Here is a 26,446-nt window from a genome sequence, read left to right on the forward strand (position 1 = left end):
TATAAAAAAACTACTGAATGGTAGTGAAATATTCACTCCATGCAGTAGCTCTGTTTTTTTTGGAAACTTATTTATATGCGGCCAAGAGGACTTGAACCTCCACGGGATTTCTCCCACCAGCCCCTCAAGCTGGCGCGTCTGCCATTCCGCCATGACCGCAGTAACTTCTCTATTATAAAAGTAGTTTCCTTTTCTGTCAACAAAGAGTTACGTGTAGCAAGGACAAATTTATTTATAAAAAAAGGACCGAGAAAAGTCTCGATCCTTTTTTATTAGTATCCGAAATGGGTACGTTTTGGAGTAAATAATTGTGAGGTTGTTTGTGAAATAACCACTAAAATTAAAATAGTAAATCCTCCAGTTGCCAAAGCACTAGCGCTATTCAATAGGATAGAATAGATCCAAGGACTCATTCCTTCTGGTGCATATTGACCCCAAAAATAGTAACCAGCAATGGTATGCCAGAAATAACGAGCAATGGTTCCTACTACTGTAGCAACCACAATGAGGATAGAGGAACGTTTCCAATCTCTTTTTTCTACTGATTCTTGAACAGGTTTTGCCCAAAGTCCAGCAAATCCAGTAAAACCAAATGCAACAAAATATTCAATGAATCCTTGTAAAGGTGTTAGTATAGAAGCGTTCCCTACAAAGATATGTAAAATCCCCCACAAAAAACTAGCAATTAAACCAGGAACTAAACCACGACGCAAACAATATAAAACTATTACGGGAGCACCAACTGTTACAGAAAAACTAGGACCAATATTAAAAGGTACAAATGACAAGACAGTGGCAAGAGCAGCAATAATAGTCCCTTCAATCCAAATATTTAAACTTTTTGACATAAAAAAAACCTCCTTTGTTATTTGATAAAACAGACCTATAACAAAGGAGGAGAATACTTTACGTGTTCTCGACTCACACAATCCCTACGTTCGAATTAACGAAACAGGTTCCAAGGGTTAGAATTTTCATTCAATCTCAGCCAGTAACGGCACCCCTTTGTGATAAGCGTTCTATTCAATTACATACATCGTAGCATAGGCTTAAAATTAAATCAAGATAGGAAGAGGGTATTAAAAATTAGACTCCATATAAACTTTGAATGTTTTCTAATAGATGAACATGGATAAATAAGGAGTAATCAAACAATAAAACGATATCATGACCAATATTGTAAAATGAAAGGAATTGAAGCTTCATTTCAGTTATACTATACAATGGAACAAACAAGGGAAGGGGAAGATTAAATGCCAGAGATGGATTATGAATTATATATGGATACCGCAGTACTTGCTGGTAAAATTATGCTAGAGAGTAATGCAGAAACGTACCGAGTTGAAGATACGGTAACAAGAATTCTTCAGATTACAAATTTAGAAATGATTGATGCGTTGGCGTTGACAACGGGTCTGATCGCCACTCTGGACAGTCCTCATATGCATGCGATAACAGTGGTTAAAAGAATCTCGAATCGTACTGTAAATTTAAATAAAATAACGAAAGTAAATGATGTTTCAAGGAGACTTACAGAAGGAGTAATCACCGTTCATCAAGCCTATGATTTGTTACAAAATATTGATGAAATACAATATAATGAATTCCAACGTGATATAGCAATTATAGGGTTTATCCAAGCAATTGTGCTTATGTTTGATGGTGGAAAAAATGAGTTTATTTCGATACTGCCCATTTCGATTGCTGTTTCAATTATGATTCATTTTGGACGAAGTTGGAGAGTAAAGCCTTTTATCTTAGACATGGTAGCGAGTTTCGTTATTGCTTTATTAGCAACGATTATTTCTAGATATACTCCTTATCCTATTCAAGACGATATCTTAATCATCTCAGCTATTATGCCACTGGTTCCTGGAACAGCATTAACAATTGGAGTCCGTGATATCTTCCGAGGAGATTATATGTCTGGTGGAGCGAAAATCTTAGAAGCATTAATGATTGCGATCTTTATTGCAATTGGAATTGGTACGGGTCTTATTTTAGGGGGGCAATTACTATCATGATTACGATTATCATACAATCTTTTGTTGCTTTTATTGCGGTGTATTTTTTTGCAGTCATACTAGAATCTCCAAAGCGTTCTCTTTTAATGGCTGCAACTACTGGTGCAATTGGATGGTTTGTTTATCTAATAAGCTTAGAAATCATGAATAAAGTTCCGGCAACCTTAATAGCTGGTTTGGCTATTTCTGTCTTGTCTCATTACTTCGCTAGAAAATTAAAAACTCCTGCAACGGTGTACTTTCTTTCAGGATTTATTCCACTTGTTCCCGGAGCGGGACTGTATCAAGCTGTGTTTGCTTTTATTGATGGGAACTATGGGGAAGCTCAAATGTATTTAAATGAAACATTATTAATTTCTGGCTCAATAGCAGTTGCTATTTTTATGGTAGACTCCGTTTATGGATTGTATAATCGAATTAAAAGCACGAGGAAGTCTAAAGAAACTGAGTAAATGAAACATATCTGTAATGAAAAAAATAAAAAGTAGTAACCCAAAATATGGTAGGATAGATCGGAAAGGAGTTAAAATAAAATGTCTAATAATAATAATGAAAATCAGAATGAAACTAGAAAAGAACGCTATAAAAGTAATGAAAATCCTAATATGCTTGTAAAACTATCGATAGGATTGGCTGGTCTTTTAGTACTAGCTCTTGTATTCAATTATTTCTTGGGTGGTTCTAATGAAGATCCAAATCAAGTAGCAGGTGCGAGTGATCAAAATGAGTTCAGTATGATTAATAAAAATTCTGGTACCGATAGTTCCCAAGAATCCGTTACCAGTTCTGAAACACAAGTAGCAGAATCTTCTTCTCAAAAATCAGATAAAGAAGAAGCTGCTAATGAAGAGAAAGAAAAAGATTTAGAAGAAAAACAGGTTGAAACCAATGATTCAAATGTGAAAAAAGCTATAGTGGCAAATTGGGAACCTATTGGAACCAAACAAAGTGAGCCCCATGTTACCAGTTATGAAGATGGCAGTCAGGATCGTCTTGAAATAAAAGAAGCAGTATCTCAAGTAACGGGTGTTAACGGGAACGATATGATTGTAAACTGGGTAGGAAATGATACAAGGAATGATGGTGTCCAAAGAGTTACTTCTACCATTACACAGTCATCTACTGGAATGATTTACAAAGTGTATCTCCAATGGGTACCTAATGAAGGTTGGAAAGTAAACAGAGTTGAAGAATTGTATACAGTCATTCGTTAAAAAGAGGTTGGGACCCAAAAAAGTCCCAACCTCTTTTTTAATGTTCTGAATCATATTGGACTTCCAATGCTTTCATTTCAGAAAAACTCACTGGATCAAATACTTTAGCTGCAAGAAATAAATTGAAATCATCTCTAGCTTGATGATCAGCTGCATCCCATATTGCAAAGTCAGCTTCTGAATCGTCCAATAGATCATCTTGAAAAGAAAGCATGGTTTCTCTCCACTCGTTATACGCATCGTAATGTTCTGGTTTCACTCGTTCACCTTCTTATTGTAGGATATATACCATCTCAATGGCACGTTCTTCTATATCAACTGCACCACGCATAAAACCTGCATACTCCAGAGTGTGTTTTGCCCAAGTGTTACCAATAGCAGTTATCGTATATAGTGTTTGAAATGGTTTGATTTGTTCTGCATATTCGACAAACTTTCTAAGAGCATCTGTACCGTACCCTTTTGATTGGAAATGCCGGTCAATTAAAAATTCTTGTAACAAAATATTATTTGTTTTGGGATAGAGATGAAATAAAAGAAAACCAATCGGTACTCCATCTAAATGAATGATTAAAGGAATTAAATGATCAGGATTAACATAGGCACGTGCAAGGCTATCCGCAATAGGAGCAGCGAACTTTTCTTGCCAAGGTGCAACGGAAAGAGAAAGGCAAGTATCTATATCTTTTTGAGTGATATTTTTTAATTCAATCATTCTTGTATCCCCTTTATTTATTTTAGGAATCTGAATAAAAAATTATAAAAATTATTCCTTCTATCTATTTTAAATGACTAAAAAGGAATGGTCAATAGTACCACTTATAGGAAAAATATACAAAAAAATGCTATCATCAGGTAATAGAGAGAAAATGAAATGAAACGGGGAGAAAAAATGGAACCTTTGAAAAGAAGAAACGAAATCATTCTTATTTTGAAAAAACAAGAAGAGCCGATTCCTGCAAAAAAAATTGCTAAACTTTTTGATGTAAGTCGGCAAGTTATTGTAGGCGATATCGCTCTTCTTCGAGCAGAAGGGCAGGATATTATTTCGACTCCGCGTGGCTATATATATGAGCAAAAGAAAAGTAGTCATTCTGGAAAGTATATAGGCAAAATTGTTTGTTTACATTCTGTTGAAGAAACAGAAAAAGAACTCCAAATCATTGTAGATAATGGTGGGGAAACTACGAATGTAGAAGTAGATCATCCATTGTATGGAAGTATTTCCAGTTCCTTACGAATTCGTTCTCGTCATGATATAAAAGAATTTATGAAAAAAGTAAAAGAGCAAAATACTACCCTGCTAGCTTCATTAACAGATGGGATTCATCTGCACACCATTCAGTGTGAAGATGAACAGACTTTTATTCGAATTAAGCGGGAATTAGATGAGGCAGGAATCCTCTATCAACAGAAAAAATGAAAAAATGCTTGCTTATTTTCAAAAGTGACTTATAATAAACGGTGCAGGTGTCAAGACACATGTAAAGACTTTTAGGAAGGTATGATGATTCTTGAACAAAAAAGCGAATACTTATAAGGTTACAATTGCAGCATTATTAATTGCTATCGGAATTTTAATTCCAATGATTTCACCTTTAAAAATTATTTTAGAGCCAGCTTCTTTTACTTTAGCAAGTCACGTAGCTACAATGATTGCTATGTTTTTATCCCCAGCGATAGCAGCAGCTGTAGCAATCGGAACCGCATTTGGTTTTCTATTAGGAGGGTTTCCAATTGTCATTGCTTTACGAGCTGCGAGCCATGTGATCTTCGCTTTTGTAGGTGCTAAGATATTAAGCAGACGTCCGAACATACTCCAAAATCAAAAATCATTTTGGATGTTTAATTTATCCTTGGGAATTCTGCATGCACTATGTGAAGTTATCGTTGTTTCTTTATTTTATTTCTCAGGAAATTTATCATCCGATTATTATAACCAAGGAATGTTAATGTCAGTCATGCTCTTAGTAGGGGTTGGAACAGTGGTTCATAGTATGGTTGATTTTTGGCTGGCTAAAATAGTGTGGAAGACTGTAGGAAAACAAAGTAGAGTTAAATCTACTAGTTATATTAAATAATTCATATAGCTAGTCAGTATACATAAATGAGGAACCCCTTCAAAATGATAAGAAAAGTATAATAGGGCTCAAGTCGGAGGACTTTCACTTCTTTTTGGAGTACACTTATTCATAGAAATGTTTTGGAGGGATAAGAATGAAAAAATGGAAGCAGAAAATACAACTGCTAGCAGGATTAATGGCTATTGGAATTGTACCCCTTGTAGCACCTTTAACTGCTCAAGCAAGTTCTAATGGGATTGATACGACCGTTATTAATGAAAAGTGGGGAAGCCTACGTTTGTTTACGGAGGTGGCTTATCTGATGCTCAAATTAAAGAAACAGCAGAATTATTAGACATTGAAGATATGGATAACGTAAATAGTCTTCCAGTAACAGGTGAAGATTTAGAGTTTTATTTGAATGATGGGGATACTCAGACATCAGAAATGATTTCTTCCGTTCTTGTGCAGAAACAAAATGCCGGAAAAGGTGTTGAAGTTATTATAGAGAATCCAGAACAAATCACCCAAATTACTTCTGATCAGTATACGAACGCTTCGATTACTGCGGGCGTTGCAGATGCTAAAATAGTTATAGCGAGTATCAGTCGTGTTACTGGTGAAAGTGCCTTGACTGGTATCTATAAAGCCTTTGATAAGAATGGTGAGAAATTAGATCAGGATCGTATGGAAGTAGCTCAAGAAGAACTAGAAACCACAAATGAAATTGCTCAAGAAAACGCTGAGAGTGAAGGGTTTGATTCTTCTAAATTAGATCAAGCTATTATTGAAATTAAACAAGCCTTAGCTGATTTAAAAGAAAAACAAGGTGAGCTTGCTACACGAGAAGACGTAGAAAGAATCATTAATGAAGCATTATCCAAGTTTGACTTAGAAAATATGGTTACTCAAGAACAATTTGATAAGCTGCTATCACTTTTTGAAAAATATCAAAAAACTTCTGCTATTGATTCTACAGAAGTAAAGGAACAGCTTCTTAACCTATCTAGTAGTGTTCAAGATAAAGTTTCAGATCTAATTAGCCAAGCAGAGGAAAGTGGCTTTTTCGATCGAATTGGTAATTTTTTCAAAGAAATCTGGCAAGCAATTAGTAGTGTTTTTAATTAAGAATAATTACTTTACAGAAATAGGAAACGCGACATTTTGTCGCGTTTTTTTTGTAAAAAATAATAAATAAAGAATTGGTAAAAAATATATTGATCAGAATTAATAAGAAAAGAAGAATCAAGTGCATATATATGATAAAATAGAGATTCCCTACCTTTTAAATTTAAAGATAAATGATTAAAGGAGCTTGATAGTCGATGAATCAGAAAGAACAAGCAGAACTATTATTAAAGAAAGCCAGAGAGATTAAAGAAAAAGCGTATGCCCCGTATTCACATTTCCATGTGGGAGCTGCTGTTCTTTATCAAGATGGTACTATTATTACGGGAGTAAACATAGAAAATGTCTCTTTTGGCGCTACAAATTGTGCAGAGAGAACGGCTCTTTTTACTGGAGTTACACAAGGGTATACTAACAAAGAAGTAGTTGCAATTGGTGTTGCAGGTAACACCGAAGATTTCTTACCTCCTTGTAGTATCTGCCGCCAAGTGATGGTAGAACTGTGTCAACCTCATACATCTGTTTATCTAACGAATAACAAAAATGAAGTGTTGACCACAAATGTAGAAGAGTTAGTACCTTTTGCATTTTCAACTATGGATATGTAAAAAGGAGAGAGGGGCGAAAGCCCTTCTCTTTCTTCATGAAAAAGGATCTATTATTTTTGACATATATCTTTTGTGCGTGTAATCTAAAGGTGAACTAATTTATATTTTCTAGCAAAAATTTGCTAAGTCATTCGTTTTATTGTATTGGATAAAAAAAGGAGGAGTATTATGAGCCGAGTTAAAAAAGCGTGGATTAATATTATTTTGTTAGCAACTACACTAGCAGCAAACGCAGCAGGTGCATTTGGTCTTATTAACGGATTATCTCAAAAAGATATTTCTGATAAGTACCAAACTCTCATTACACCAGCACCGATGACGTTTAGTATTTGGAGTGTCATTTATGTCTTATTAATTACTAGTTTAATTGTTTTAATAATCAAACATGATAAAGAATACTATAGAAAAAGTATTGATCGGATTTCAATGTTATTCTGGTTGAGTTGTTTATTCAATATTCTATGGATTGTAAGTTTTTCTTATCTTCAATTAGTACTGTCTGTTGTATTTATCTTCTTGTTATTAGTAATGCTCACACTTATTTCTCAAAAGCTGATTCCTATTCATAGTCAAAAGAAAATCCTTTTACCGTTAACGTTTGGATTATATTCTGGTTGGGTTTTCATTGCAACCGTAATAAATATTGCAGCTTTACTAGTTAAAAATAATTGGAATGGATTCTCCATTGCTGATTCAACATGGGCGATGATTATTTTAGGAGTATCAGTAGTTCTTACTGCATTGGTTTTATTAAAAGTCAGAAACGCAGCATTTCCTTTACCGATTGCTTGGGGATTTTGGGGGATTTATCAGTTTCTAAAAGATACCAATGGTTTCCAAGGACAATATCCTGGAATAGAATGGACCGCTTTAGTCGGGATTGTTGTTCTGATTTTATTGAGTGGTTTAACATTTTATAAGAATCGTTATTCACTATTACCTAGACCAGAAAACAGATAAAAATAGAGGAAGAACGTAAGTTTAAAAACGTTCTTCCCCTATTTTTTTATATGGTTAAAGTTTAATGAATATATAGGCAATCGTACTTAATAAAATAGAGTGAATACTTACACCGAAAAGAGACCATTGAAATGATTTGCTTATAGAGTTCCCTTGCTGGGTAAAATATAGGTGAGTTGCTGAAACAAAGGAAACGAAATAAGAAAGGCTATGAATAAAAATAAGTAGAATAGCTGGAAGTGCCATTGCCAATGGAGCAATTAGATTCATAATCAAACCAATCCAGAGGAGAAGGTAAGTAAAGGAATTCATCCCAACAAACGGTGTAATCGTATTGTGAAAAATAAAGGATTCCTTCTTTGTTATTCTTTTAAAGATGTAAAGAATAATGGGGAAAAATAAAAAGAATAAGATAAAAATAATGCTTAACTTCCATATCCATTCAAATAAGTTAAATTGAAAAATGAGGTTAGGTAGAATAGAGATTTGAGATAGGAGTTGGTAGCTATTTTCTATAGCCGAAACAATTCTTGCCAATATAACCGAAGATAGGATAGACGCAAGGACGATATTGACATAACCAAAGATAGGGCTTTTTTCAAATTCTGATTCATTTTGAATTGGATCGATACTACGTTTCAAATTAAAAGCTAAGTAGTGAATACTTGCTTGCCATAGAAGATTCAATTTAAAAGAAGACTTCTTTCTCCTAGTCCCACTTTTTTCTCTAGGAAATGATTCTTGGGTATAGCGGGGTTCTTCTTTTGAGGGGTTTGGAGAGGGCTTGTATTCTTCAACAGTACTTAAATCAGATCCACACATCGGACAAATAATAGCATCTTTAGGTATTTCATTATGACAAAAATAGCATTCTTTCATATTTAGTTTTTCTCCTTTTTTAGTTCATACCTACTAGCTTAAAATATAAAGATACTGAAGGCAAGAGGTAAAATAAAAAAGCTGGCTTTTGGTTTTAAGGAAGAGTGCAGAAAACATTTTTCAGAAAATGATTTTATATTAGTTTACCTAGTTTTAGAAAATAGGTATTGCTTTATGAAAGTTATTATGATAATATATTCTTTATGCGATGAGGCGACAAGCAATCAGATGGTTTTACCATTCTGCTTCGGCAGTTGATGATTGCAGTTGTAGCGGGACATATGTGCTTCGGCACACCACAGGATGTGGATGTTTGATAAAAACTGTTGTGAACCGGGATTTATCCATGAGAAATCATGCCGCGGAAAAAATAGTATTCCTTAATTGGAATACTATTTTTTTTATTATTAAAAACTAAAGCGCTTTCACTTTAGTTGGAAAATTGCTATAATAAAGGGAATAAATATGATAATAGAGCGAGGGGATAGATTTGAAAAACTGGGGAAGGAACCTATTTTTTATTTTATTTTCAATGTTGTTATTCGGATGTTCTACACCTAATAATGACACAAGCCAAACGGTTGAAAACGTTGGGATGGAAGAAATGACGATGGACACAGATGTGGATTCAGAAGATAAAGAATCACAAGGGATAAAACTAATAGGAGATAAAGTTATTAAGACGGTAGATGTAAGTTATAAAACGGTCCATTATGAAGATACAATCAATTATATAATGGAAACCGTATCGAAATATAAAGCCTATGTAGAATACTCCTATGAGTCTACTTATTCTCAAGGAAATTCTGTTTCAAAAATGCAAAACCAAGAATATAGAACTATTAATTATACATTTAGAGTCCCAACGAAAGATCTAGAAGCGTTCCTGAAAGATATAGAGGGAGCACAAGCTGTAAAAGTAAGTGAACAAATTGGTTCTCAAGATGTTACACAGATGTATCGAGATACTGAAACAAGAATCAATGTACTTGAAAAAAAGAAAAAAGATTGAATGAGTTACTAGAACAAGCAGACACGATTGATCAGATTATTCAAATTGAAAATAGTCTAAGTGATACTATTTCAGAAAGAGAACAACTACAATCGCAATTAGATGGTTTTGATGATTTAATTGATTATACAGCTGTTCACATGACCATTGAAGAAAGACAACGAGTATCTTCTAGAAGTGGAGACTCTATTCCTTTTTGGGAGCGAGTGAAAGAAGCGTTATTAGATTCTGTTTTTGTCTTTTACTACTGGGTACAGAATGCATTTATTTGGATCATTTATGCATTACCATTTTTAATTATTATTGGGATTATAGTTTTTATTGTCTACATTTTTTTAAAAAATAAAAGACTGAAATAGGGTGAAATGTAGTTTAAATGAAAAAAACGAAAAAAATTCTTGAACGAAACTATATATCCTCATTTATTTATCATAAAAATATTGCAGATAATAGCTCAATTTAAAATATCAATATACAATAATCGTTCACAATTAAAAGCGCTTCCATCTTTAGTTTACATACATTATTGAAATATATTGAAAAATAAAAAAAGAAATATACCTCATATCTTGTTGTTTAATGGCACAAATCCCTAAGCAATGTTATTATGAAGATAAGAAGTATTTAATAATTTTTTAATAAATACAAACATGCTCATTTAGCAGGTTTTTTACAAGGGAGAAGGGGTAGTATGAAAAGAAACCTTTTTGAAAATTTAGAAAAAGAGATGTATTTATTCAATAAGGGAGAACATTATGAAAGTTATCGGATAATGGGAAGTAAAAGAAGTTTTGAAAATAAACAAGACGGCTGGAGGTTTACAGTGTGGGCTCCACACGCAAAGCAAGTGTCGCTTGTGGGAGACTTCACTAATTGGGAAAATGTTTCTATGGATAAAGTTGCAGAAACAGGGGCTTGGTCTGTTTTCCATACGCAAGCTGATGAAGGGCACTGTTATAAATACTTTATTGAAGATCAACAAGGAAATTCGAAGTACAAAATTGATCCTTTTGCTTTAGCCTTTGAGGTCCCACCGAAAGATGCTTCCATTATTCAAGATTTACCAGAAAAAAAATGGAATGATGGTAGATGGAGAGCCAATAAAAAACGGAAACCCATCTATAAAAAACCACTTAATATTTATGAGCTACATTTCAGTTCATGGAAACAACATGAAGATGGTACTCCTTATTCTTTTTATGAACTATCCGAAACACTCCTTCCATATGTAAAAGAAATGGGCTATACACATATCGAACTGATGCCCGTTATGGAACACCCGCTTGAAGCGTCCTGGGGTTACCAAACCACTGGGTTTTACGCAGTTGCTGCTCGCTTTGGTAATGTTTTAGAGTTTAGAGAGTTTATAGATAAAGCTCATCAACAGGGGATTGGGGTTATAGTCGATTGGGTGCCTGGTCATTTTTGTAAAAATGATTATGCATTAGCTTATTTTGACGGAACGCCTACCTATGAATATCACGATCCTAATCGTGCCATCAACCAGCGTTGGGGAACGTTAAATTTTGATTTAGGGAAAAACCAAGTACACAGCTTTTTAATTTCAAATGCTATTTTCTGGTTGGAAGAATTTCACTTAGACGGAATCAGAGTGGATGCTGTTTCAAATATGTTGTATTTGGATTATGACGAAGGAGATTGGACTCCTAATGAAGATGGTGGAAATGATAATCGACAAGGAACTGCATTTTTAAAAAAATTAAATACCGTCGTATTTAATCGTGATCCGGATACATTAATGATTGCAGAAGAGAGTACAGCATGGGCAAATGTAACGAAGCCCATTGAACTTGGTGGTCTTGGTTTTAATTACAAGTGGAATATGGGTTGGATGAACGACACCTTAAAATTCTACTCCATGGATCCTCTCCATAGAAAAAATCACTTTAACCTTATTACCTTTTCATTTATGTATGCTTTCAATGAAAACTTCATTTTACCTTTCTCCCATGATGAAGTTGTTCATGGTAAAAAATCATTACTAGGGAAAGTTCCTGGAGATCGTTATAACCAGTTTGCAACATTGAGGAATATTCAAGCATATATGATGTCTCATCCAGGAAAGAAATTGAATTTCATGGGAAATGAGATGGGAGTATTTCTAGAGTGGAGATTTTATGAGCAGCTAGAATGGTCCTCTTTGGAACAAGAATTTAATCAAGAATATCAAAATTATATTAAAGAATTGAATCATTTATATCTAAATCAAAAAGCACTTCACGAAATTGACGATGCACGTTCCGGTACAGAAATTATCGATGCAGATAATCATGAAGAATCTATCCTTTCTTTTATTCGAAAGTCAGAGAAAGAAAGAGATTTTTTAATTATCGTATGTAATTTTACACCGGTAGAGAGAAGAGATTTTAAAATGGGTGTTCCTTACGAAGGAATCTATGAAGAACTTTTGAATACAGAACGACAAGAGTTTGGAGGAACGTGGACAAAAGGCCAAGAAGACATGCGAACGATGGCAGAACCATATAAGCAATTCGAACATTCTATCAATTTGATCGTACCAGCAATGGGTGTTTTATATATACGTCCCAAAAGAATTTATGGAGTAAATAAAAAGAAATAATGATTTTAAAAAGGAGGGAAAGGGAAGATATCTTCCCGAAAACCATGGAAAAAGAATTATTAGCTATGATACTCGCGGGTGGACAAGGTTCTAGACTCGGAAAGTTGACTCGTGAAACTGCAAAACCAGCTGTACCTTTTGGGGGACGTTATCGTATTATCGATTTCGTTTTAAGTAACTGTTCGAACTCTGGTATTAATAACCTCGGAGTAATTACTCAGTATCAACCTCTTGAATTAAATGAACACATTAGTAACGGTGAATCTTGGGGAATGAACGGTCATAATGGAAGTGTTACGATTGTTCAACCTTATACGGACTCAGAAGGAGAAAGTTGGTTTAAAGGAACTGCGAATGCAATTACGAACAGCTTGCCTTATATTGATTCTGTAAATCCAAAATACTTACTGGTCCTCTCTGGTGATCATATTTACAAAATGGATTACGAACCGATGTTTGAGTACCATAAAGAAACAGGTGCTGATTTAACAGTCGGAGTAATTCCAGTGACAATGGAAGAAGCTTCTCGTTTTGGAATTATGAATACCGATGAGAATGGAAAAGTTATTGAATTTGAAGAAAAACCTGAAGTTCCTAAAAATAATTTAGCCTCTATGGGGATTTATATTTTTAACTGGGACAAACTTCGTAAAATATTGGTAGAAGATAAAGAAACTGATAAAAAAATGATAGACTTTGGACACGACGTAATTCCTGTTTATTTAGAAAACAAAGAAAAAATATATGCCTATGCATTTGAAGGATATTGGAAAGATGTAGGTACTATTGAAAGTCTTTGGGAAGCGAATATGGAATTTTTAGATCCTAATCATAGCTTACATATTCGACAAGAAGCATGGCAGATTTATACAAATAATCAAGTATCTCCTCCACAGTTTTTAACAGATACATCTGATGTAGCTCATTCAATGATTGTAGATGGCTGCTATGTTGAAGGAGAAGTCAAAAATTCTCTTCTTTCCCAAGGGGTTCAAGTTGGAGAAGGCAGTTCTGTTAAAAATAGCGTTGTTATGGCAAATTCAAAAGTAGGCAAAAATGTACAGATGGATTATGTGATTATAGGAGAGCACGCCATTATTGAAGATGGGGCTAAGTTAGTTGGTAAAAAAGGAGCAATAGAAGTTGTAGGGTACGGAGAACGGATTGGAGGGCAAAAAAATGAGAATGAATAGTATGTGTGCCATTATCAATATGACAGAAGCAAGCACTCAAAAATTATTTCCTTTAACATGGATGAGACCCATCTCAGCACTGCCGTTTGCCTCACGTTATCGAATGGTAGATTTTAGTCTATCCAGTATTAGTCATGCTGGAATGGATTCAGTAGCTATTTTTATTGGGGGAACGGGTCGTTCAGTTTATGACCATATTCGAAGAGGGGCAGAATGGAATTTAGCCTCACGCCTACGGGGAGGAATATTTACCTATTCACAGACCTACATGAAGCAATTCATGATTGAACAGACATATGGACAGGATGACTTTTATTCCAACCATAAAGAATTTTTACAAAAATCAAAAGCTGAATATGTAGTAGTGATGGGGGGCGCTTTGTAGCGAATGTGGATTACAAGCGCGTTCTCAACCAACATCTGGAAGCTCCAGGAGATATAACAGTCGTTTACAAAAATATTGAAACAAATAAAATAAAAAAACATCCTGAAGAAAGAATACTGAGAATGGACCAAAATGGTAAATTATTAGAGTCCTATCCTGTGAAGGATTACGTTTATGATGAGCCAACTCTACCTGTGAGTATGAATATTTATTTTCTAAGTGTACGTAAAATGTTAGAAATTATAGCGCGCTCTGAAGAAGAAGGGCTTCGTTTGGATGCAGATCGTTTAGTATCTCATTATCTAAAGGATTATGATGTAAATCCAAGGGAATATCCAAGTTATTTAGCTTTGGTAGATTCAATTGAATCGTATTACGAAGCAAACATGGAATTGCTAGATAAAGAAGTATTTAATGAGCTTTTCAATACACGACTTCCTATTATGACAAAAGTCAAGAATGAAGCACCTACTTACTATTCAAAAACAGCAAAAGTAACTGGCTCTTTATTTGCTACTGGATGTGTAATTGAAGGAACCGTTGATCATTCGTTGATTTTCCGAAAAGTAAAAGTTGCAGAAGATGCAGTCGTCAAAAACTCTATTATTATGCAAGGTTCAAAAATTGGAAAAGGTGCTGTTCTAGAATATTGTATTTTAGACAAGAACGTTGTTGTTCAACCAGGAGTAGAATTAAAAGGGACACCTGATAATCTAATCGTACTACAGAAAAATAAAGAAGTAGTATTGGAGGAAGAGGGTTAATATGAAAATATTATTTGCAGCAGGAGAAGCAGCACCCTTTTTTAAAACTGGTGGGCTAGGGGATGTCGCCTATGCTTTACCAAAAGAATTAGTAAAACAAGGTGTCGATGTTCGTGTTGTTCTTCCTTACTACAGTAGCATGCCAGATAAATATAAAAAAATGGCAGAAGATGTCCTTCATTTTACTGTAAAAGTAGGATGGAGAGATGTTTATTGTGGTATAAAAAGAATAGTATTAGATGAAGTAACGTATTACTTTGTTGATAATGAAGATTATTTCAATCGTTCCTCTTTATATGGGGATTGGGATGATGGAGAGCGATTTGGTTTCTTTTCTATGGCAGTGATTGAAATGATGGAAAAAATTGATTTTATTCCAGATGTTTTACATGTAAATGATTGGCATACGGCTATGATTCCTGTATTACTAGTGGATAAATATCATTGGATTGAAGCGTACCAAAATATCCGTAAAGTTATTACGATTCATAATATACAATTTCAAGGAATTTATGATCCTAGTATTTTATCGTCTGTATTTAACACAGGAAGTAGTATCTTCCATGAAGGTGGAGTTGCTTTCTACGGAAAAGTTAACTTTTTAAAGGGTGGTATTAATTTTTCGGATGTTGTTACAACCGTTAGCCCAACGTATGCTAATGAAATACAGACAGCAGAATTTGCAAATGGTTTAGAAAAAGTTCTTCAATTCAATAGTTGGAAAATACAAGGAATTATTAATGGGATTGACTATGAAATGAATAATCCCGAAACAGATGAAAAAATTCCTTATCACTTCTCTATAAAAGATTTAAAAGGAAAAGAAAAAAACAAAGTAGCTTTACAAGAAAAAGTAGGATTACCTGTTGATAAAGATATTCCACTGATTTCTAGTGTAAGTCGTTTAACCGACCAAAAAGGATTCCAGCTCGTTCAAGAAAAAATGGAAGAATTATTGAACACTCGTAACGTTCAAGTATTGATTTTAGGTACGGGAGATCAGAAGTATGAGCATTCGTTTAGTTATTTCGAAAAAAATATCCAGATCAATTTAAAGCGGTTCTTGATTTCGATATAGGGCTCGCTCAACAAATTTATGCAGGTTCTGATTTATTCTTGATGCCGTCTGCTTTTGAGCCATGCGGTCTATCACAGATGATGTCCTTACGATATGGAACTCTCCCCCTTGTTCATGAAACAGGTGGTCTAAAAGATACGGTTATTCCCTATAATATGACTACAGGTGAAGGAACTGGATTTAGTTTCTATGATTTCAATGGTTATACAATGTTAGGTACGATTTATCGAGCATTAGATATATATGAGAATCAACCAAAAGCTTGGCGAAACTTAATCAGTCAAGGAATGAATATTGATTTTAGTTGGGAAAAACCAGCAAAAAAATATATAAAAATATATGACTCTCTTGTATAAGAGAGTTATCATTGAAAGAGGAAGAACATGCAACCAATTAGTGTAGAACAATTCAAAGATGATTATATCAAAAAGTTTGAACAGCTATATGCGTATAATTATAAAGAAGGAACACAAAGGGAAAAATTTTCCGCATTAGGTTTCTTAGTTAAGAACTACTATATGGGTGACTGGAAAGATACAGTTGACGAATATAGAGACGAAAAGAAAAAGCAAATGTTCTATTTTTCTATGGAATATTTACCTGGTAGAATGTTAAGAAGTAATTTATTGAACCTTGGTCTAACGGAAGTAGTTGAGGAAGGTTTACAAGAATTAGGGTTAAATCTAGATAATATTACTCTAGGAGAAGTTGATCCAGCACTTGGAAACGGTGGTTTGGGTAGATTAGCTTCTTGTTTCATGGACTCCATTGCTTCAAAAGGACTCCCTGGACACGGAAATGGAATTCGCTATCAATATGGTTTATTTAAACAGAAATTCATTGATGGACACCAAATTGAATTACCAGAAAACTGGTTACGTAATGGAAACGTATGGGAAGTTCGTAAAGAAAATAAAGCAGTAGTAATCAGATTTGGTGGAGAAGTATATATGGTACCAGATGATCATGGTGAACTACATCCACATTATCACCATACCCAAAACATTCTGGCAGTTCCGTATGATACTGCACAAGTAGGTTATCAAAATGATACGGTTAATAACTTACGTCTTTGGGCTGCAGAAATCCCATACGGAGACGAGTACCTTTTCCGTACAGAAGAAGACCGGGATGGAGTAAAACAAATTACAGAAGTTCTTTATCCGGATGACTCTAGTTATGAAGGAAGACTTTTACGATTGAAACAAGAATATTTCCTTTCTTCTGCGGGGATTCAAAGTATTGTACGTTACTATCAAACGCTGAATGAAGATTGGAGTTTATTTGCAGATAAAGTTGCTATTCACGTAAATGATACTCACCCAGCACTTGCAGTTCCTGAATTAATGCGACTACTATTAGATGATGTTCGATTAACGTGGGATCAAGCTTGGGAAATTACGAAGAAAACAATTAGTTATACCAATCATACAATTTTACAGGAAGCAATGGAGAAATGGCCGATTGACATGGTTAAAGATCTACTGCCTCGTATTTATCAAATTATTGAAGAAATCAACCGTCGCTATGTTGAGAAAAAACTTCCTTTATATGGAGAAGATTTGACATATCGTACAGCTATTATTGGAAATGGTCAGATTAGAATGGCTAACTTAGCAATCATTGGAAGCCATAGTGTGAACGGAGTTGCTAGACTGCATACTACTATTCTGATTAATGAAACGCTAAATGACTTCTATCTTATTTATCCAGGTAAATTCAATAATAAGACAAATGGTATTACACAAAGAAGATGGATGCAGATCTCTAATCGTGGGTTAACCGAAATGTTAGATGATGTTATTGGAACAAGTTGGAAGAAAGAGCCAGACGAGTTAGTTATGTTGAAAGCATATAAAGATGATGAAAAAGTTTTACAACGCCTAGAAGATGTAAAAATTGAAAACAAAAAACGATTTGCAAGCTATGTGAAAGATGAAATGGGAATCGTTATTGATCCGAATGCTATCTTTGACGTTCAAATTAAGCGACTTCATGCCTATAAACGTCAACTTCTAAATGTTTTACATATTCTAGACCGCTACTTACAAATTAAAGATAATCCAGAAATTGATATGCCAAAACGTGTATTCATTTTTGGAGCAAAAGCAGCACCTAGTTATCATTACGCAAAACAAATCATTAAATTAATCAATGCGGTTGCAAAAATGGTTAATAATGATGAGGAGATTAATGATTTAATCAAAGTCGTCTTTATTGAAAACTATGGTGTTTCTCTAGCAGAGTTAATTATTCCAGCTGCTGATGTAAGTGAACAAATTTCTCTAGCTGGAAAAGAAGCATCTGGTACGAGCAATATGAAATTGATGGCAAATGGTGCTCTAACAATGGCAACAATGGATGGAGCTACTGTTGAAATCTTTGAGAGTGTTGGAGAAGGTAATATTTATATCTTTGGTTTAGGGAATGATGAAGTACAAGAGTATTATGCGAATGGAACATATAATTCTCATGACCTTTATGATAATAATCCACGACTGAAACGAGTATTGAATCTGTTGATTGATGGAACAATCCCTGATATTCAACAAGAAGGTGCAGATATTTTTGATAGTTTAGTTAAATTTAATGATGAGTATTTCTTATTGAAAGACTTTGATAGTTATATTCGCGCTCAATATAAATTAGATGAAGATTTTAAAGATCGTACGCTTTGGAATCAAATGGCGTTGATGAATATTGCACACGCAGGTCGCTTCTCAGCTGACTATACCATCATGCGGTATGCAAAAGAAATTTGGAAAATTTTCCCTCGTGGAGATATGGGACGTACTTTCCTCCCACAATAAAGCCTATAAAAAGAACGGACCTTCAAAAAAAGGTCCGTTCTTTTTAGTATGTATACTTACTTTGCAATACGAGAAAATAAATATTCTTTTTGTTCTGCTTCATCAAATAATAGGAGCGAGTATTCATTTTTTTTAGTTATATTTATTGAATATCCGTACTGATCTTGAAAAAGTAACTCATTGTTTAAAATATTTTGTAACGTTAATTCTAGGGGGCTGTTGTTCATGAAGATATTTGATTTTTCACTGATTTCCAGTAAAAGATCCCCTTTATCTGATACCCAAAGTCCTTTCCATTTTTTTAATGAAAGATCCTTTGTTTTGGACTTTTTCTCTTGTTGAGTGAGACGTAACTGGATCATAAAAGGAATCATGCTGAATAGTAGTGATAGTACAAAAACAACTTTTTTGAGTAACGTTTTCTGTTTCAATTTATTTCATCCTTTTATAAGTGTTGATAGTCTTATTATATTCCATCCATTATAAAATGGTAGAGTACTTAGACTACAAACAGGTTACAAATTATATATTTTTTATTACGAGTGATTGCAGATGAGAGAATAGAATGCTATTCTATATGAATGAATAATGAAAATAAGATGAGAAAAAGTAATGAGGTAATTCTATGAAAGTAATTAAATTTGGTGGTAGTTCATTAGCAAATGCAACGCAACTTCGTAAAGTTTTGAATATCGTAAAATCAGACCCTGAAAGAAAAATTGTAGTTGTATCTGCACCTGGAAAAAGATTTAAAGAAGATAAAAAAGTAACAGATGAATTAATTGAATTTGCTCGTTTGGTACTAAACGAAATGCCATACGAAACGATTCAAGAAGAAATTTTAAATCGGTATCGTGAAATAACAGAAGATTTAAAATTGAATTATCTTGTTATGGAAAAAATTGAAAAACATTTTGAAAAATTATTGCGAACGAACTTTGAGAGTAATAACTTATTAATAGAAGCTTTCAAAGCAAGTGGAGAAGACAATCACGCAAAATTAATTGCAGCTTTTTTAGAACAGGAAGGAATACCTGCTCGTTATATGAGTCCTCAAGATGCTGGAATATTTGTAACTAGTGAACCTGGAAATGCGACTATTTTACCTGAATCCTATAATTTTCTGAGAAGACTTCGTGAAATGGATGAAGTACTAGTTATTCCAGGATTTTTTGGATATAACGAAAGAGAAGAAATTATTACCTTTTCTCGTGGTGGATCAGATATAACTGGTGCAATTGTTGCCAATGGAGTTCAAGCCGATTTGTATGAAAATTTTACAGATGTAGATGCTATTTACGTTGCTAACCCTCACTACATACCGAATTCTAAGAAAATTAATCACTTAACTTATCGAGAAATGCGAGAACTATCTTATTCTGGATTTTCTGTATTTCATGATGAGGCTCTTCTCCCTGCTTTTAGTGGTGGGATTCCTGTTTCAGTTAAAAATACAAATAATCCAAATGGAGAAGGAACTAAAATTACTCGAACAAAACCCAAAAGTGATACGATTCTTTCAGGGATTGCAAGTTCAAGTGGTTTTATTAGTATTCATATTAGTAAATATTTGATGAATCGAGAAATAGGCTTTATTCGTAAAGTTGCTCAAATTTTTGAAGAGCTTCAATTGAATTTGGACCACATGCCATCAGGAATTGATGAAATTAATATTATTTTAAAAAGAGACCAGTTAACCCCTGGTAAACAGGCAGCATTACTTTATCGTTTGAAGAATGAATTACAATCAGATGAAGTTCGAATTCAAGCTAATGTATGTTTGGTGATGTTAGTTGGAGAAGGGATGGTTGCCTCAGTAGGAACCACAGCAACAGCTACACAGGCGCTAGCAGATGCAGGTGTTAACTTGGTGATGATTAACCAAGGATCATCGGAAATAAGTATGATGTTTGGAATAGTGGAAACAGATGAAGAAAAAGCAGTTAAAGCGATCTATCAAGCTTTCTTTTAATATAAATGGATTATAATAGTTATTCCATTTTGTTGAAGTTGAGTTTGGACTGAAAAATTAAAAAAGGAATATTCTCTAAAAATTAGAGAATATTCCTTTTTTTATTATTCAGGTATGCCTTTTGTGTTTTCTAAAACTGTAGCGGTAGTCGACTTACTTTCGACTCCCTTTACTTTTAACGGAATCAACATTCTTAATCCGTTTAAGATAACTAGGATTGTACTTCCTTCGTGTCCAATGACACCCATAGGCAAGTTGATCACTTGGAGCAGATTTGAAATGATTAAGATCGCAATTACGCTCAGAGAAAAAGTGATATTTGCAAGTGTTATTTTTCTCAGTTTTTTTGAGACTTTATAGGAATAGATTAGTAGAGATAATTTGTTTTTCATCAAAATAATTTCAGCAGTTTCCATTGCAATATCGGTTCCTTCACCAATTGCAATCCCAATGTCTGCATTTGCAAGGGCAGGTGCATCATTTACGCCATCTCCGACCATTGCGACCATCTTATACGTTTTTTGTAACTCCTTTACAATTTCTGTTTTTTCTTGGGGCATACAATTGGCACGAAATTCATCAATACCAACTAATTCAGCAATCGTTTTAGCAGTAGCTTCATTATCACCCGTTACTAAAATAGTATGAACACCTTGAGAACGGAAGAAGTCTACCATTTCTTTTCCATCTTCCTTTGGGGTATCTAATAAAGCAAAGTAAGCAACAACGTGATGATCTTTAGAAACGAAAATGACTGTTTTTCCTTCTTCTTGAATATGTCTTACTTCTTTCAAAAGAGCTTGTTTCTCAGAAGTTTCATTTAAAACAAAATCACCTTTTCCGATATTCCAAATACTACCATCAACTTCACCAGATAAACCAGATCCGGTAATGTCTCTAATATTTTCCATAGGTACTTTGACATAAGATTGACTATTTACATAATTTACTAAGGCAGTAGCAATAGGGTGGGTGGAACGATGCTCTAGTTCTTCTACAATTCCCAATACATATTCCTTTTCAAATTGTTCATCAATGAAATGTTCTGTAACGCGAAGTTTACCTTCTGTAAGGGTACCCGTTTTATCAAAGGCAATACAATCAATTTGACCAAAGTTTTCAATCGCTACTCCCCTTTAAAAAGGATTCCTCTCTTTGCAGTATTACTAATTGCAGAAAGGGTAGCGGGAGAAGCTGAAGCTACAAGAGCACATGGAGAAGCGACAGTTAGTAGAACCATTCCACGATAGAACGATTCATTCCATCCCCATTGCATCCCAAAATAGAAGATAGCAATCATAATGGGGACAAAAGTTAAAACAATTTTTACATATGTATCTTCGATTCGGTTGATAAAACTTGCTGTTTGCGAAGGAGTTGTTTGTGCCTCTTCCACCATGCGAATAATCTTTGCAAAAAGAGTATCTTCAGAACCTTTCGTCACTTCAATTACTAATGGTTCGAATAGATTAATGGTACTACCAAAAACATCATCTCCAACAATTTTTTCACTAGGAACGGACTCTCCAGTAATAGCAGATTCATTGATTAAAGCTCTTCCAGATAAAATTTCTCCATCAATTGGAATACTTTCTCCTTTAGAGACTAATACTTTATCACCAATAGAAAGGTCTTTAACAGATACTGTTTCAAGATCTCCATTTATCTTGTATCTTTTTGCAATGGTGGGGACGACATTTAGAAGAGAAGAAATAGCTTCTGTACTTTTGTTGGTAGCATATTCTTCCATTGAACCAGATAGAGAAAAAATGAAAATTAATAAGGCACCTTCTAACCAGTAACCAATTATTGATGCTCCTAAAGCTGCTAGAACCATTAATATGTCTACGTTCAAATGTTTATTTTCAAAGGTATCCTTGATTCCTTCAACTGCTTGATAATATCCTCCAATTAAGAAAGATAAAATAAATATAAGGATGGAAGGAAGACCGATATCTTGAGATTGTAAAATAATTCCCAAAGTAATTAAAATTCCACTAATTAAAGTAGCTACCATTGGTTTATTTTTATGTAGTACCTTCATGTTTAAAACTCCTTTTTTTATATAATAATAGAACACTCTTTCGCTATCTATAAGATACCACTTTAAAAAGCTAGATTGTATTAATTACAATCAAAAACAAATGACTATCATTCTCAATTACAATAAGTTGTTCACATTTACATAAAAGGCTTATAAAATAAAAGGCGAAATGAAAGGTGATAAATAGAAATAAAGACAACTGTATGGTATATTGAAGAAGAAGATAATAGAAAATGAATGAAATAATAACTAGAAAAAGGTGGAGTTATACATGTTCAATTTTTTTAAAAAAGATAAAAAAGAACAAAATGGACTATTAGAAAAGAAAAACCTATATTCTCCAGTAAATGGTAAAATAATTCCGGTATCTGAAGTAGCTGATCCAGTCTTTTCACAAAAAATGATGGGAGACGGTTATGCAGTAATTCCAACAGATGGAAATATTTACTCACCAGCAGATGGAGAAATTTTAAGTGTATTCCCAACCAAACACGCAATTGGAATCCAATTGGAAGATGGACTAGAACTTTTAGTTCATATGGGCTTAGATACAGTTGAGTTAAATGGGAAACCGTTTGAAACCCATGTAAAAGAAGGAGATAAAGTAACAGCAGAAACATTAATTGCTACTTGTGACTTGGATGCTCTAGCAGAAGCTGGAAAAAATAATGCGATGGTTGTAGTAATTACGAATATGGATAAAGTAAAAGAATTAACAATGAATATGGAAGGGCAAGTTCAAGCCCACGATGTAGTCGGAAGCGTACAACCAAAATAAAATCAACAACCATAAATAGGAGCGGACCGAGGGAATACCTCAGTCTGCTCCTGTTTTTTATTTTTATCTAGTAAATAAATCTTACCATGTTACGCAAACACACTCAGGAGCATATACATCTTTTTGTAACAGTGACAATTTTCCGCTCAAACTGTCCCGTTTAAATAAAGTAAGGTTATCAGAGTCTTGATGTCCAACAACTATAAAAGCATCATTCGGTGATAAACCAAAATCTCTGGGAGTATGACCTTCACTAGGAATGATTTCAACTAATGAAAGAGTTTGGTCGATATCTGAAACTTTAAAGACAGCAATAGAGTCATGCCCACGATTAGAAGAATATACATATTTACCATCTTTCGACACGCGAATAGCGGCGCCACTATTAAATGAGGTATGAGTAGAAGGGATGGTTGAAATACGATCAAGGAGGGTGAAACTTCCATCGAGACGATTGTACGTTAATACCTCGACTTCGCTGCTCAATTCTCCTAGTAAATAAACGATCGAACTGTTTGGATGGAACACAAGATGTCTTGGTCCTGTTCCTGGTTTAGCTGTATAACGAGATACTTCTGTCAAAGTACCATCATTAGCGACTTCGTAACTGTATACTTCATCGGTACCTAAATCACATACTAACAAGTATTTATTATCTGGGGATAAGGCCGCATAATGAACATGAGATGCTGCTTGATTTTCATGGACACTGCTTCCTTTGTGATAGATTCGATCGCGCAGGATTAGTGAATGATCTTCCATCTCTTGATAGACAGAAACGAACCCTTCATGATAGCTTGCAGTGAAAATGAAATTTCTTTCTGCATCATAAGAGATATAACAAGGAGGAATATTTTCAGAGGAGTTTACCGCTCTTTTTTTATATGTACCATCTGAGTTTCGCCCGTAAGAAATTACACCCGCACCATTTTCTTCTTTGTAAACAGAAAAAAGAGATTGTTTGTCAGCTGATAGGGTAAGGTAAGTAGGGGATTCCACTTCATCAACCAGCTTGTAATTTTTTAATCGTCCTTTTGTAGTATCTAAAGTAATTTGATGAATACCTGTACTTTCTTTTCTAGTATAAGATCCTAAATATATTGTTTGTTCCAATCGTATTTCCTCCTTTAATTATATAAAAATATTCTTTGTCTTTAGTATATCAAATAAGTGAAAATAATTCTTTTGTAAACTTTTATTTAGGAAATGAGAAGAGGTTTAGTATAGTAGAAAGCAGTACATATGCTAGAATAGAGTATGAATAAAAGAAAAAGGGGAGTCATTAATAATGAAAAGTATAATTACACATATTGGGAAAGATGCTATTGATAAAAAGGAACCTATTCTGGTTTTATTTGGAGAAGAAGCTTCATCTGCAATTAAAAATGTCTCCATTTTACAATCATTTGAAGAGGTAGACCAAACGATACATTTAAATGAAAATGATCAAATTATGTTTGGGAATCAAGTCTATACCGTTAATCATGTAGGGAAAAATGTAGATGCAAATTTACAATCACTAGGTCATGTTACCCTTGTTTTTAAAGAATTTAATCAAGAAAACTTTTTAGAAACAAGTGTATATGTATCTCCTTATGAGTTACCTGAATTATCGGAAGAGATGGAGATCCAATATATTTCTAAACAATAGGCGAAAGAGAAGTGAGTTCAAATGGATAAAAATCCAAAACGATATCGGAGTCAGTATCGAGCATCTTGGTTTGATAAATTAATCTTAAACAATAAATTTGTAATGGGATTATTAATTATTTTGTTACTATTATTAATTATATTTGTTTTTTCGAAAATTGCGTATCTATTTACACCTCTAGGAAGTTTCTTTAGTATTTTAGGTTTTCCTTTAATATTGGGAGGAATTCTTTACTATTTAATGAACCCACTTGTGAACTGGCTGCAAAAAAAGGGGATTAAGCGTGTATGGTCTATTGGGCTAACTTTCGTTGGATTACTTCTTCTTATTATTTGGGGGATTATTATTTTAATTCCAGTTATCCAAGAACAAACCATTGGAATTATTGAAGATCTTCCACTGTATTGGAAAAAAATTAACGATATGCTTTTAGGATTATTTGAGTATGACTGGTTTCGTTCTATTCAAGAACAAATTAGTCAAATCAATTCGACGATTGTTGATTCGGTTACCAACTGGGCGAATGATATTCTTTCGAATACGGTAACAGGTCTTGGGAGTGTCTTTGGAGTCGTAACAAACGTATTTGTTGGATTAGTAACCATGCCTATTCTACTTTATTACCTATTAAAAGATGGAGAAAAAATTCCCCACATCGTTCTTTCCATCATTCCTACCAAACACCGTAAGTCTGTTCGAACGCTACTGACAAAAATTAATTTACAAATTAGTCAATATGTTCGTAGCCAAATTATGGTAGCTATTTCAGTAGGAATTATGTTTGTAATTGGTTATTCAATTATTGGACTTAATTATGGAATTGTTCTTGGAATTTTAGCAGGTTTTTTAAATGTCATTCCTTACATTGGTTCATTTCTAGCAATGGTTCCTGCCATCATCATAGCGGTTGTTCATTCACCATTTATGCTATTACAAGTTTTGATTGTATTTGCTATTGAACAATTTATTGAAGGAAGAGTAATTTCACCACAAATACTAGGAAGTAATCTTTCTATTCATCCAGTTACGATTATTATGGTCTTATTAACTGCTGGAAAAATATTTGGATTAGCAGGTTTTGTAATTGGAATTCCAGGATATGCCGTTTTAAAAGTTGTGTTTATTCATGTGTTCGAGTGGTACAAAGATTACTCTGGACTGTATCATGAGGAACCTCCTTATGATGAAGAAGTAATTTTATCTGACACAGAAGGAAATGACGAAGCAGTAGTTTCTGAATAAATATATTTTAAAAAAGGAAGTAGGGGATAATCCTACTTC

The 26,446-nt window shown here is 34.0% G+C and carries 26 protein-coding genes, 1 tRNA gene, 2 pseudogenes and 1 riboswitch; of the genes and pseudogenes, 20 read left to right on the forward strand and 9 right to left on the reverse strand.

What is annotated here, in order from left to right:
• Positions 1 to 76 precede the first annotated feature (76 nt).
• A tRNA-Leu gene (locus tag LZ578_RS05260) sits at positions 77 to 159 on the reverse strand.
• Positions 160 to 272: 113 nt separating this feature from the next.
• On the reverse strand, positions 273 to 848 hold the full coding sequence (gene thiT / locus LZ578_RS05265; protein ID WP_235146255.1) for an energy-coupled thiamine transporter ThiT: 576 nt from the start codon (positions 846 to 848) through the stop codon (positions 273 to 275).
• A gap of 64 nt (positions 849 to 912) precedes the next feature.
• A riboswitch (TPP riboswitch) is annotated at positions 913 to 1,015 on the reverse strand.
• 238 nt (positions 1,016 to 1,253) lie between these two features.
• Between thiT and LZ578_RS05270 the strand changes: the two genes are divergently transcribed.
• From LZ578_RS05270 to LZ578_RS05280, 3 genes are all read left to right on the forward strand, one after another.
• Positions 1,254 to 2,024, forward strand: coding sequence for a threonine/serine exporter ThrE family protein (locus LZ578_RS05270; RefSeq protein ID WP_235146256.1), 771 nt, complete (start codon positions 1,254 to 1,256; stop codon positions 2,022 to 2,024).
• Positions 2,021 to 2,476: a threonine/serine exporter family protein gene (locus tag LZ578_RS05275; RefSeq protein ID WP_235146257.1), complete on the forward strand. Its 456-nt coding sequence runs from the start codon at positions 2,021 to 2,023 to the stop codon at positions 2,474 to 2,476. The genes LZ578_RS05270 and LZ578_RS05275 overlap by 4 nt, the downstream gene beginning before the upstream one ends.
• Positions 2,477 to 2,557: 81 nt before the next feature.
• On the forward strand, positions 2,558 to 3,238 hold the full coding sequence (locus tag LZ578_RS05280; protein WP_235146258.1) for a YrrS family protein: 681 nt from the start codon (positions 2,558 to 2,560) through the stop codon (positions 3,236 to 3,238).
• 37 nt (positions 3,239 to 3,275) lie between these two features.
• Here the strand turns inward: LZ578_RS05280 and LZ578_RS05285 are convergent, their stop codons facing one another.
• Complete coding sequence (locus LZ578_RS05285; RefSeq protein WP_235146259.1) at positions 3,276 to 3,497, reverse strand: hypothetical protein; 222 nt, start codon at positions 3,495 to 3,497, stop codon at positions 3,276 to 3,278.
• Between the two features lie 12 nt (positions 3,498 to 3,509).
• The gene (locus LZ578_RS05290) at positions 3,510 to 3,953 is read right to left on the reverse strand and encodes a GNAT family N-acetyltransferase (RefSeq protein WP_235146260.1); all 444 of its coding nucleotides are present in this window, start codon (positions 3,951 to 3,953) and stop codon (positions 3,510 to 3,512) included.
• Between the two features lie 159 nt (positions 3,954 to 4,112).
• Between LZ578_RS05290 and LZ578_RS05295 the strand changes: the two genes are divergently transcribed.
• The 6 genes from LZ578_RS05295 (at position 4,113) to LZ578_RS05320 (ending at position 7,997) form a co-directional block, all read left to right on the forward strand.
• A complete protein-coding gene (locus LZ578_RS05295) occupies positions 4,113 to 4,661 on the forward strand; it encodes a transcription repressor NadR (RefSeq protein WP_235146261.1) in 549 nt (182 codons plus the stop codon).
• Between the two features lie 91 nt (positions 4,662 to 4,752).
• Complete coding sequence (locus tag LZ578_RS05300; RefSeq protein ID WP_235146262.1) at positions 4,753 to 5,319, forward strand: hypothetical protein; 567 nt, start codon at positions 4,753 to 4,755, stop codon at positions 5,317 to 5,319.
• Positions 5,320 to 5,455: 136 nt separating this feature from the next.
• The gene (locus LZ578_RS05305; RefSeq protein WP_235146263.1) at positions 5,456 to 5,656 is read left to right on the forward strand and encodes a hypothetical protein; all 201 of its coding nucleotides are present in this window, start codon (positions 5,456 to 5,458) and stop codon (positions 5,654 to 5,656) included.
• Positions 5,584 to 6,429, forward strand: a complete 846-nt coding sequence (locus LZ578_RS05310; protein ID WP_235146264.1) for a DUF1002 domain-containing protein — start codon at positions 5,584 to 5,586, stop codon at positions 6,427 to 6,429. The genes LZ578_RS05305 and LZ578_RS05310 overlap by 73 nt, the downstream gene beginning before the upstream one ends.
• 197 nt (positions 6,430 to 6,626) lie before the next feature.
• Complete coding sequence (locus LZ578_RS05315; RefSeq protein ID WP_235146265.1) at positions 6,627 to 7,037, forward strand: cytidine deaminase; 411 nt, start codon at positions 6,627 to 6,629, stop codon at positions 7,035 to 7,037.
• A gap of 168 nt (positions 7,038 to 7,205) precedes the next feature.
• Complete coding sequence (locus LZ578_RS05320) at positions 7,206 to 7,997, forward strand: TspO/MBR family protein (RefSeq protein ID WP_235146266.1); 792 nt, start codon at positions 7,206 to 7,208, stop codon at positions 7,995 to 7,997.
• Between the two features lie 54 nt (positions 7,998 to 8,051).
• On the opposite strand, the gene LZ578_RS05325 is transcribed toward LZ578_RS05320, so the two are convergent.
• Positions 8,052 to 8,876 carry a hypothetical protein gene (locus tag LZ578_RS05325; RefSeq protein ID WP_235146267.1) on the reverse strand — a complete coding sequence of 275 codons (825 nt, stop codon included), beginning with the start codon at positions 8,874 to 8,876 and terminating at the stop codon, positions 8,052 to 8,054.
• Positions 8,877 to 9,486: 610 nt separating this feature from the next.
• Here LZ578_RS05325 and LZ578_RS05330 point away from each other — a divergent pair.
• The 7 genes and pseudogenes from LZ578_RS05330 to LZ578_RS05360 all read left to right on the forward strand — a co-directional run bounded on the left by LZ578_RS05330 (position 9,487) and on the right by LZ578_RS05360 (position 18,720).
• A pseudogene (locus tag LZ578_RS05330) lies at positions 9,487 to 10,247 on the forward strand (DUF4349 domain-containing protein).
• A gap of 332 nt (positions 10,248 to 10,579) precedes the next feature.
• Positions 10,580 to 12,490: a 1,4-alpha-glucan branching protein GlgB gene (glgB, locus tag LZ578_RS05335; RefSeq protein WP_235146268.1), complete on the forward strand. Its 1,911-nt coding sequence runs from the start codon at positions 10,580 to 10,582 to the stop codon at positions 12,488 to 12,490.
• A gap of 44 nt (positions 12,491 to 12,534) precedes the next feature.
• Positions 12,535 to 13,683, forward strand: coding sequence for a glucose-1-phosphate adenylyltransferase (locus tag LZ578_RS05340; RefSeq protein WP_235146404.1), 1,149 nt, complete (start codon positions 12,535 to 12,537; stop codon positions 13,681 to 13,683).
• On the forward strand, positions 13,670 to 14,068 hold the full coding sequence (locus LZ578_RS05345) for a sugar phosphate nucleotidyltransferase (protein ID WP_235146269.1): 399 nt from the start codon (positions 13,670 to 13,672) through the stop codon (positions 14,066 to 14,068). The genes LZ578_RS05340 and LZ578_RS05345 overlap by 14 nt, the downstream gene beginning before the upstream one ends.
• Before the next feature lie 5 nt (positions 14,069 to 14,073).
• A complete protein-coding gene (gene glgD, locus LZ578_RS05350) occupies positions 14,074 to 14,832 on the forward strand; it encodes a glucose-1-phosphate adenylyltransferase subunit GlgD (protein ID WP_235146270.1) in 759 nt (252 codons plus the stop codon).
• A gap of 1 nt (position 14,833) precedes the next feature.
• Positions 14,834 to 16,266, forward strand: a pseudogene (glgA, locus tag LZ578_RS05355) (glycogen synthase GlgA).
• Positions 16,267 to 16,293: 27 nt separating this feature from the next.
• Positions 16,294 to 18,720 (forward strand): glycogen/starch/alpha-glucan phosphorylase, encoded by a 2,427-nt coding sequence (locus tag LZ578_RS05360; RefSeq protein WP_235146271.1) that lies wholly within the window; start codon positions 16,294 to 16,296, stop codon positions 18,718 to 18,720.
• A gap of 56 nt (positions 18,721 to 18,776) precedes the next feature.
• Here the strand turns inward: LZ578_RS05360 and LZ578_RS05365 are convergent, their stop codons facing one another.
• Entirely contained in the window at positions 18,777 to 19,151 is a 375-nt protein-coding gene (locus LZ578_RS05365) for a DUF4828 domain-containing protein (protein ID WP_235146272.1), read from the reverse strand.
• 194 nt (positions 19,152 to 19,345) lie between these two features.
• On the opposite strand from LZ578_RS05365, the gene LZ578_RS05370 reads away from it, so the two are divergent.
• Entirely contained in the window at positions 19,346 to 20,692 is a 1,347-nt protein-coding gene (locus LZ578_RS05370) for an aspartate kinase (protein WP_235146273.1), read from the forward strand.
• A 104-nt stretch (positions 20,693 to 20,796) separates the two neighbouring features.
• On the opposite strand, the gene LZ578_RS12470 is transcribed toward LZ578_RS05370, so the two are convergent.
• A complete protein-coding gene (locus tag LZ578_RS12470) occupies positions 20,797 to 21,816 on the reverse strand; it encodes an HAD-IC family P-type ATPase (protein ID WP_311198609.1) in 1,020 nt (339 codons plus the stop codon).
• A 2-nt stretch (positions 21,817 to 21,818) separates the two neighbouring features.
• Positions 21,819 to 22,736, reverse strand: coding sequence for an HAD-IC family P-type ATPase (locus LZ578_RS12475; protein WP_255763952.1), 918 nt, complete (start codon positions 22,734 to 22,736; stop codon positions 21,819 to 21,821).
• A 271-nt stretch (positions 22,737 to 23,007) separates the two neighbouring features.
• Here LZ578_RS12475 and LZ578_RS05380 point away from each other — a divergent pair, with 271 nt between their 5' ends.
• Positions 23,008 to 23,514 (forward strand): PTS glucose transporter subunit IIA, encoded by a 507-nt coding sequence (locus LZ578_RS05380; RefSeq protein WP_235146274.1) that lies wholly within the window; start codon positions 23,008 to 23,010, stop codon positions 23,512 to 23,514.
• Positions 23,515 to 23,595: 81 nt separating this feature from the next.
• On the opposite strand, the gene LZ578_RS05385 is transcribed toward LZ578_RS05380, so the two are convergent.
• A complete protein-coding gene (locus tag LZ578_RS05385; RefSeq protein ID WP_235146275.1) occupies positions 23,596 to 24,627 on the reverse strand; it encodes a lactonase family protein in 1,032 nt (343 codons plus the stop codon).
• A 175-nt stretch (positions 24,628 to 24,802) separates the two neighbouring features.
• Between LZ578_RS05385 and LZ578_RS05390 the strand changes: the two genes are divergently transcribed.
• Both LZ578_RS05390 and LZ578_RS05395 read left to right on the forward strand, forming a co-directional pair.
• Positions 24,803 to 25,165, forward strand: coding sequence for a PTS glucitol/sorbitol transporter subunit IIA (locus LZ578_RS05390; protein ID WP_235146276.1), 363 nt, complete (start codon positions 24,803 to 24,805; stop codon positions 25,163 to 25,165).
• 21 nt (positions 25,166 to 25,186) lie between these two features.
• A complete protein-coding gene (locus tag LZ578_RS05395) occupies positions 25,187 to 26,407 on the forward strand; it encodes an AI-2E family transporter (protein ID WP_235146277.1) in 1,221 nt (406 codons plus the stop codon).
• Positions 26,408 to 26,446 lie beyond the last annotated feature (39 nt).

This window comes from Jeotgalibaca sp. MA1X17-3 (assembly GCF_021513155.1).
Classification (GTDB): Bacteria; Bacillota; Bacilli; order Lactobacillales; family Aerococcaceae; genus Jeotgalibaca.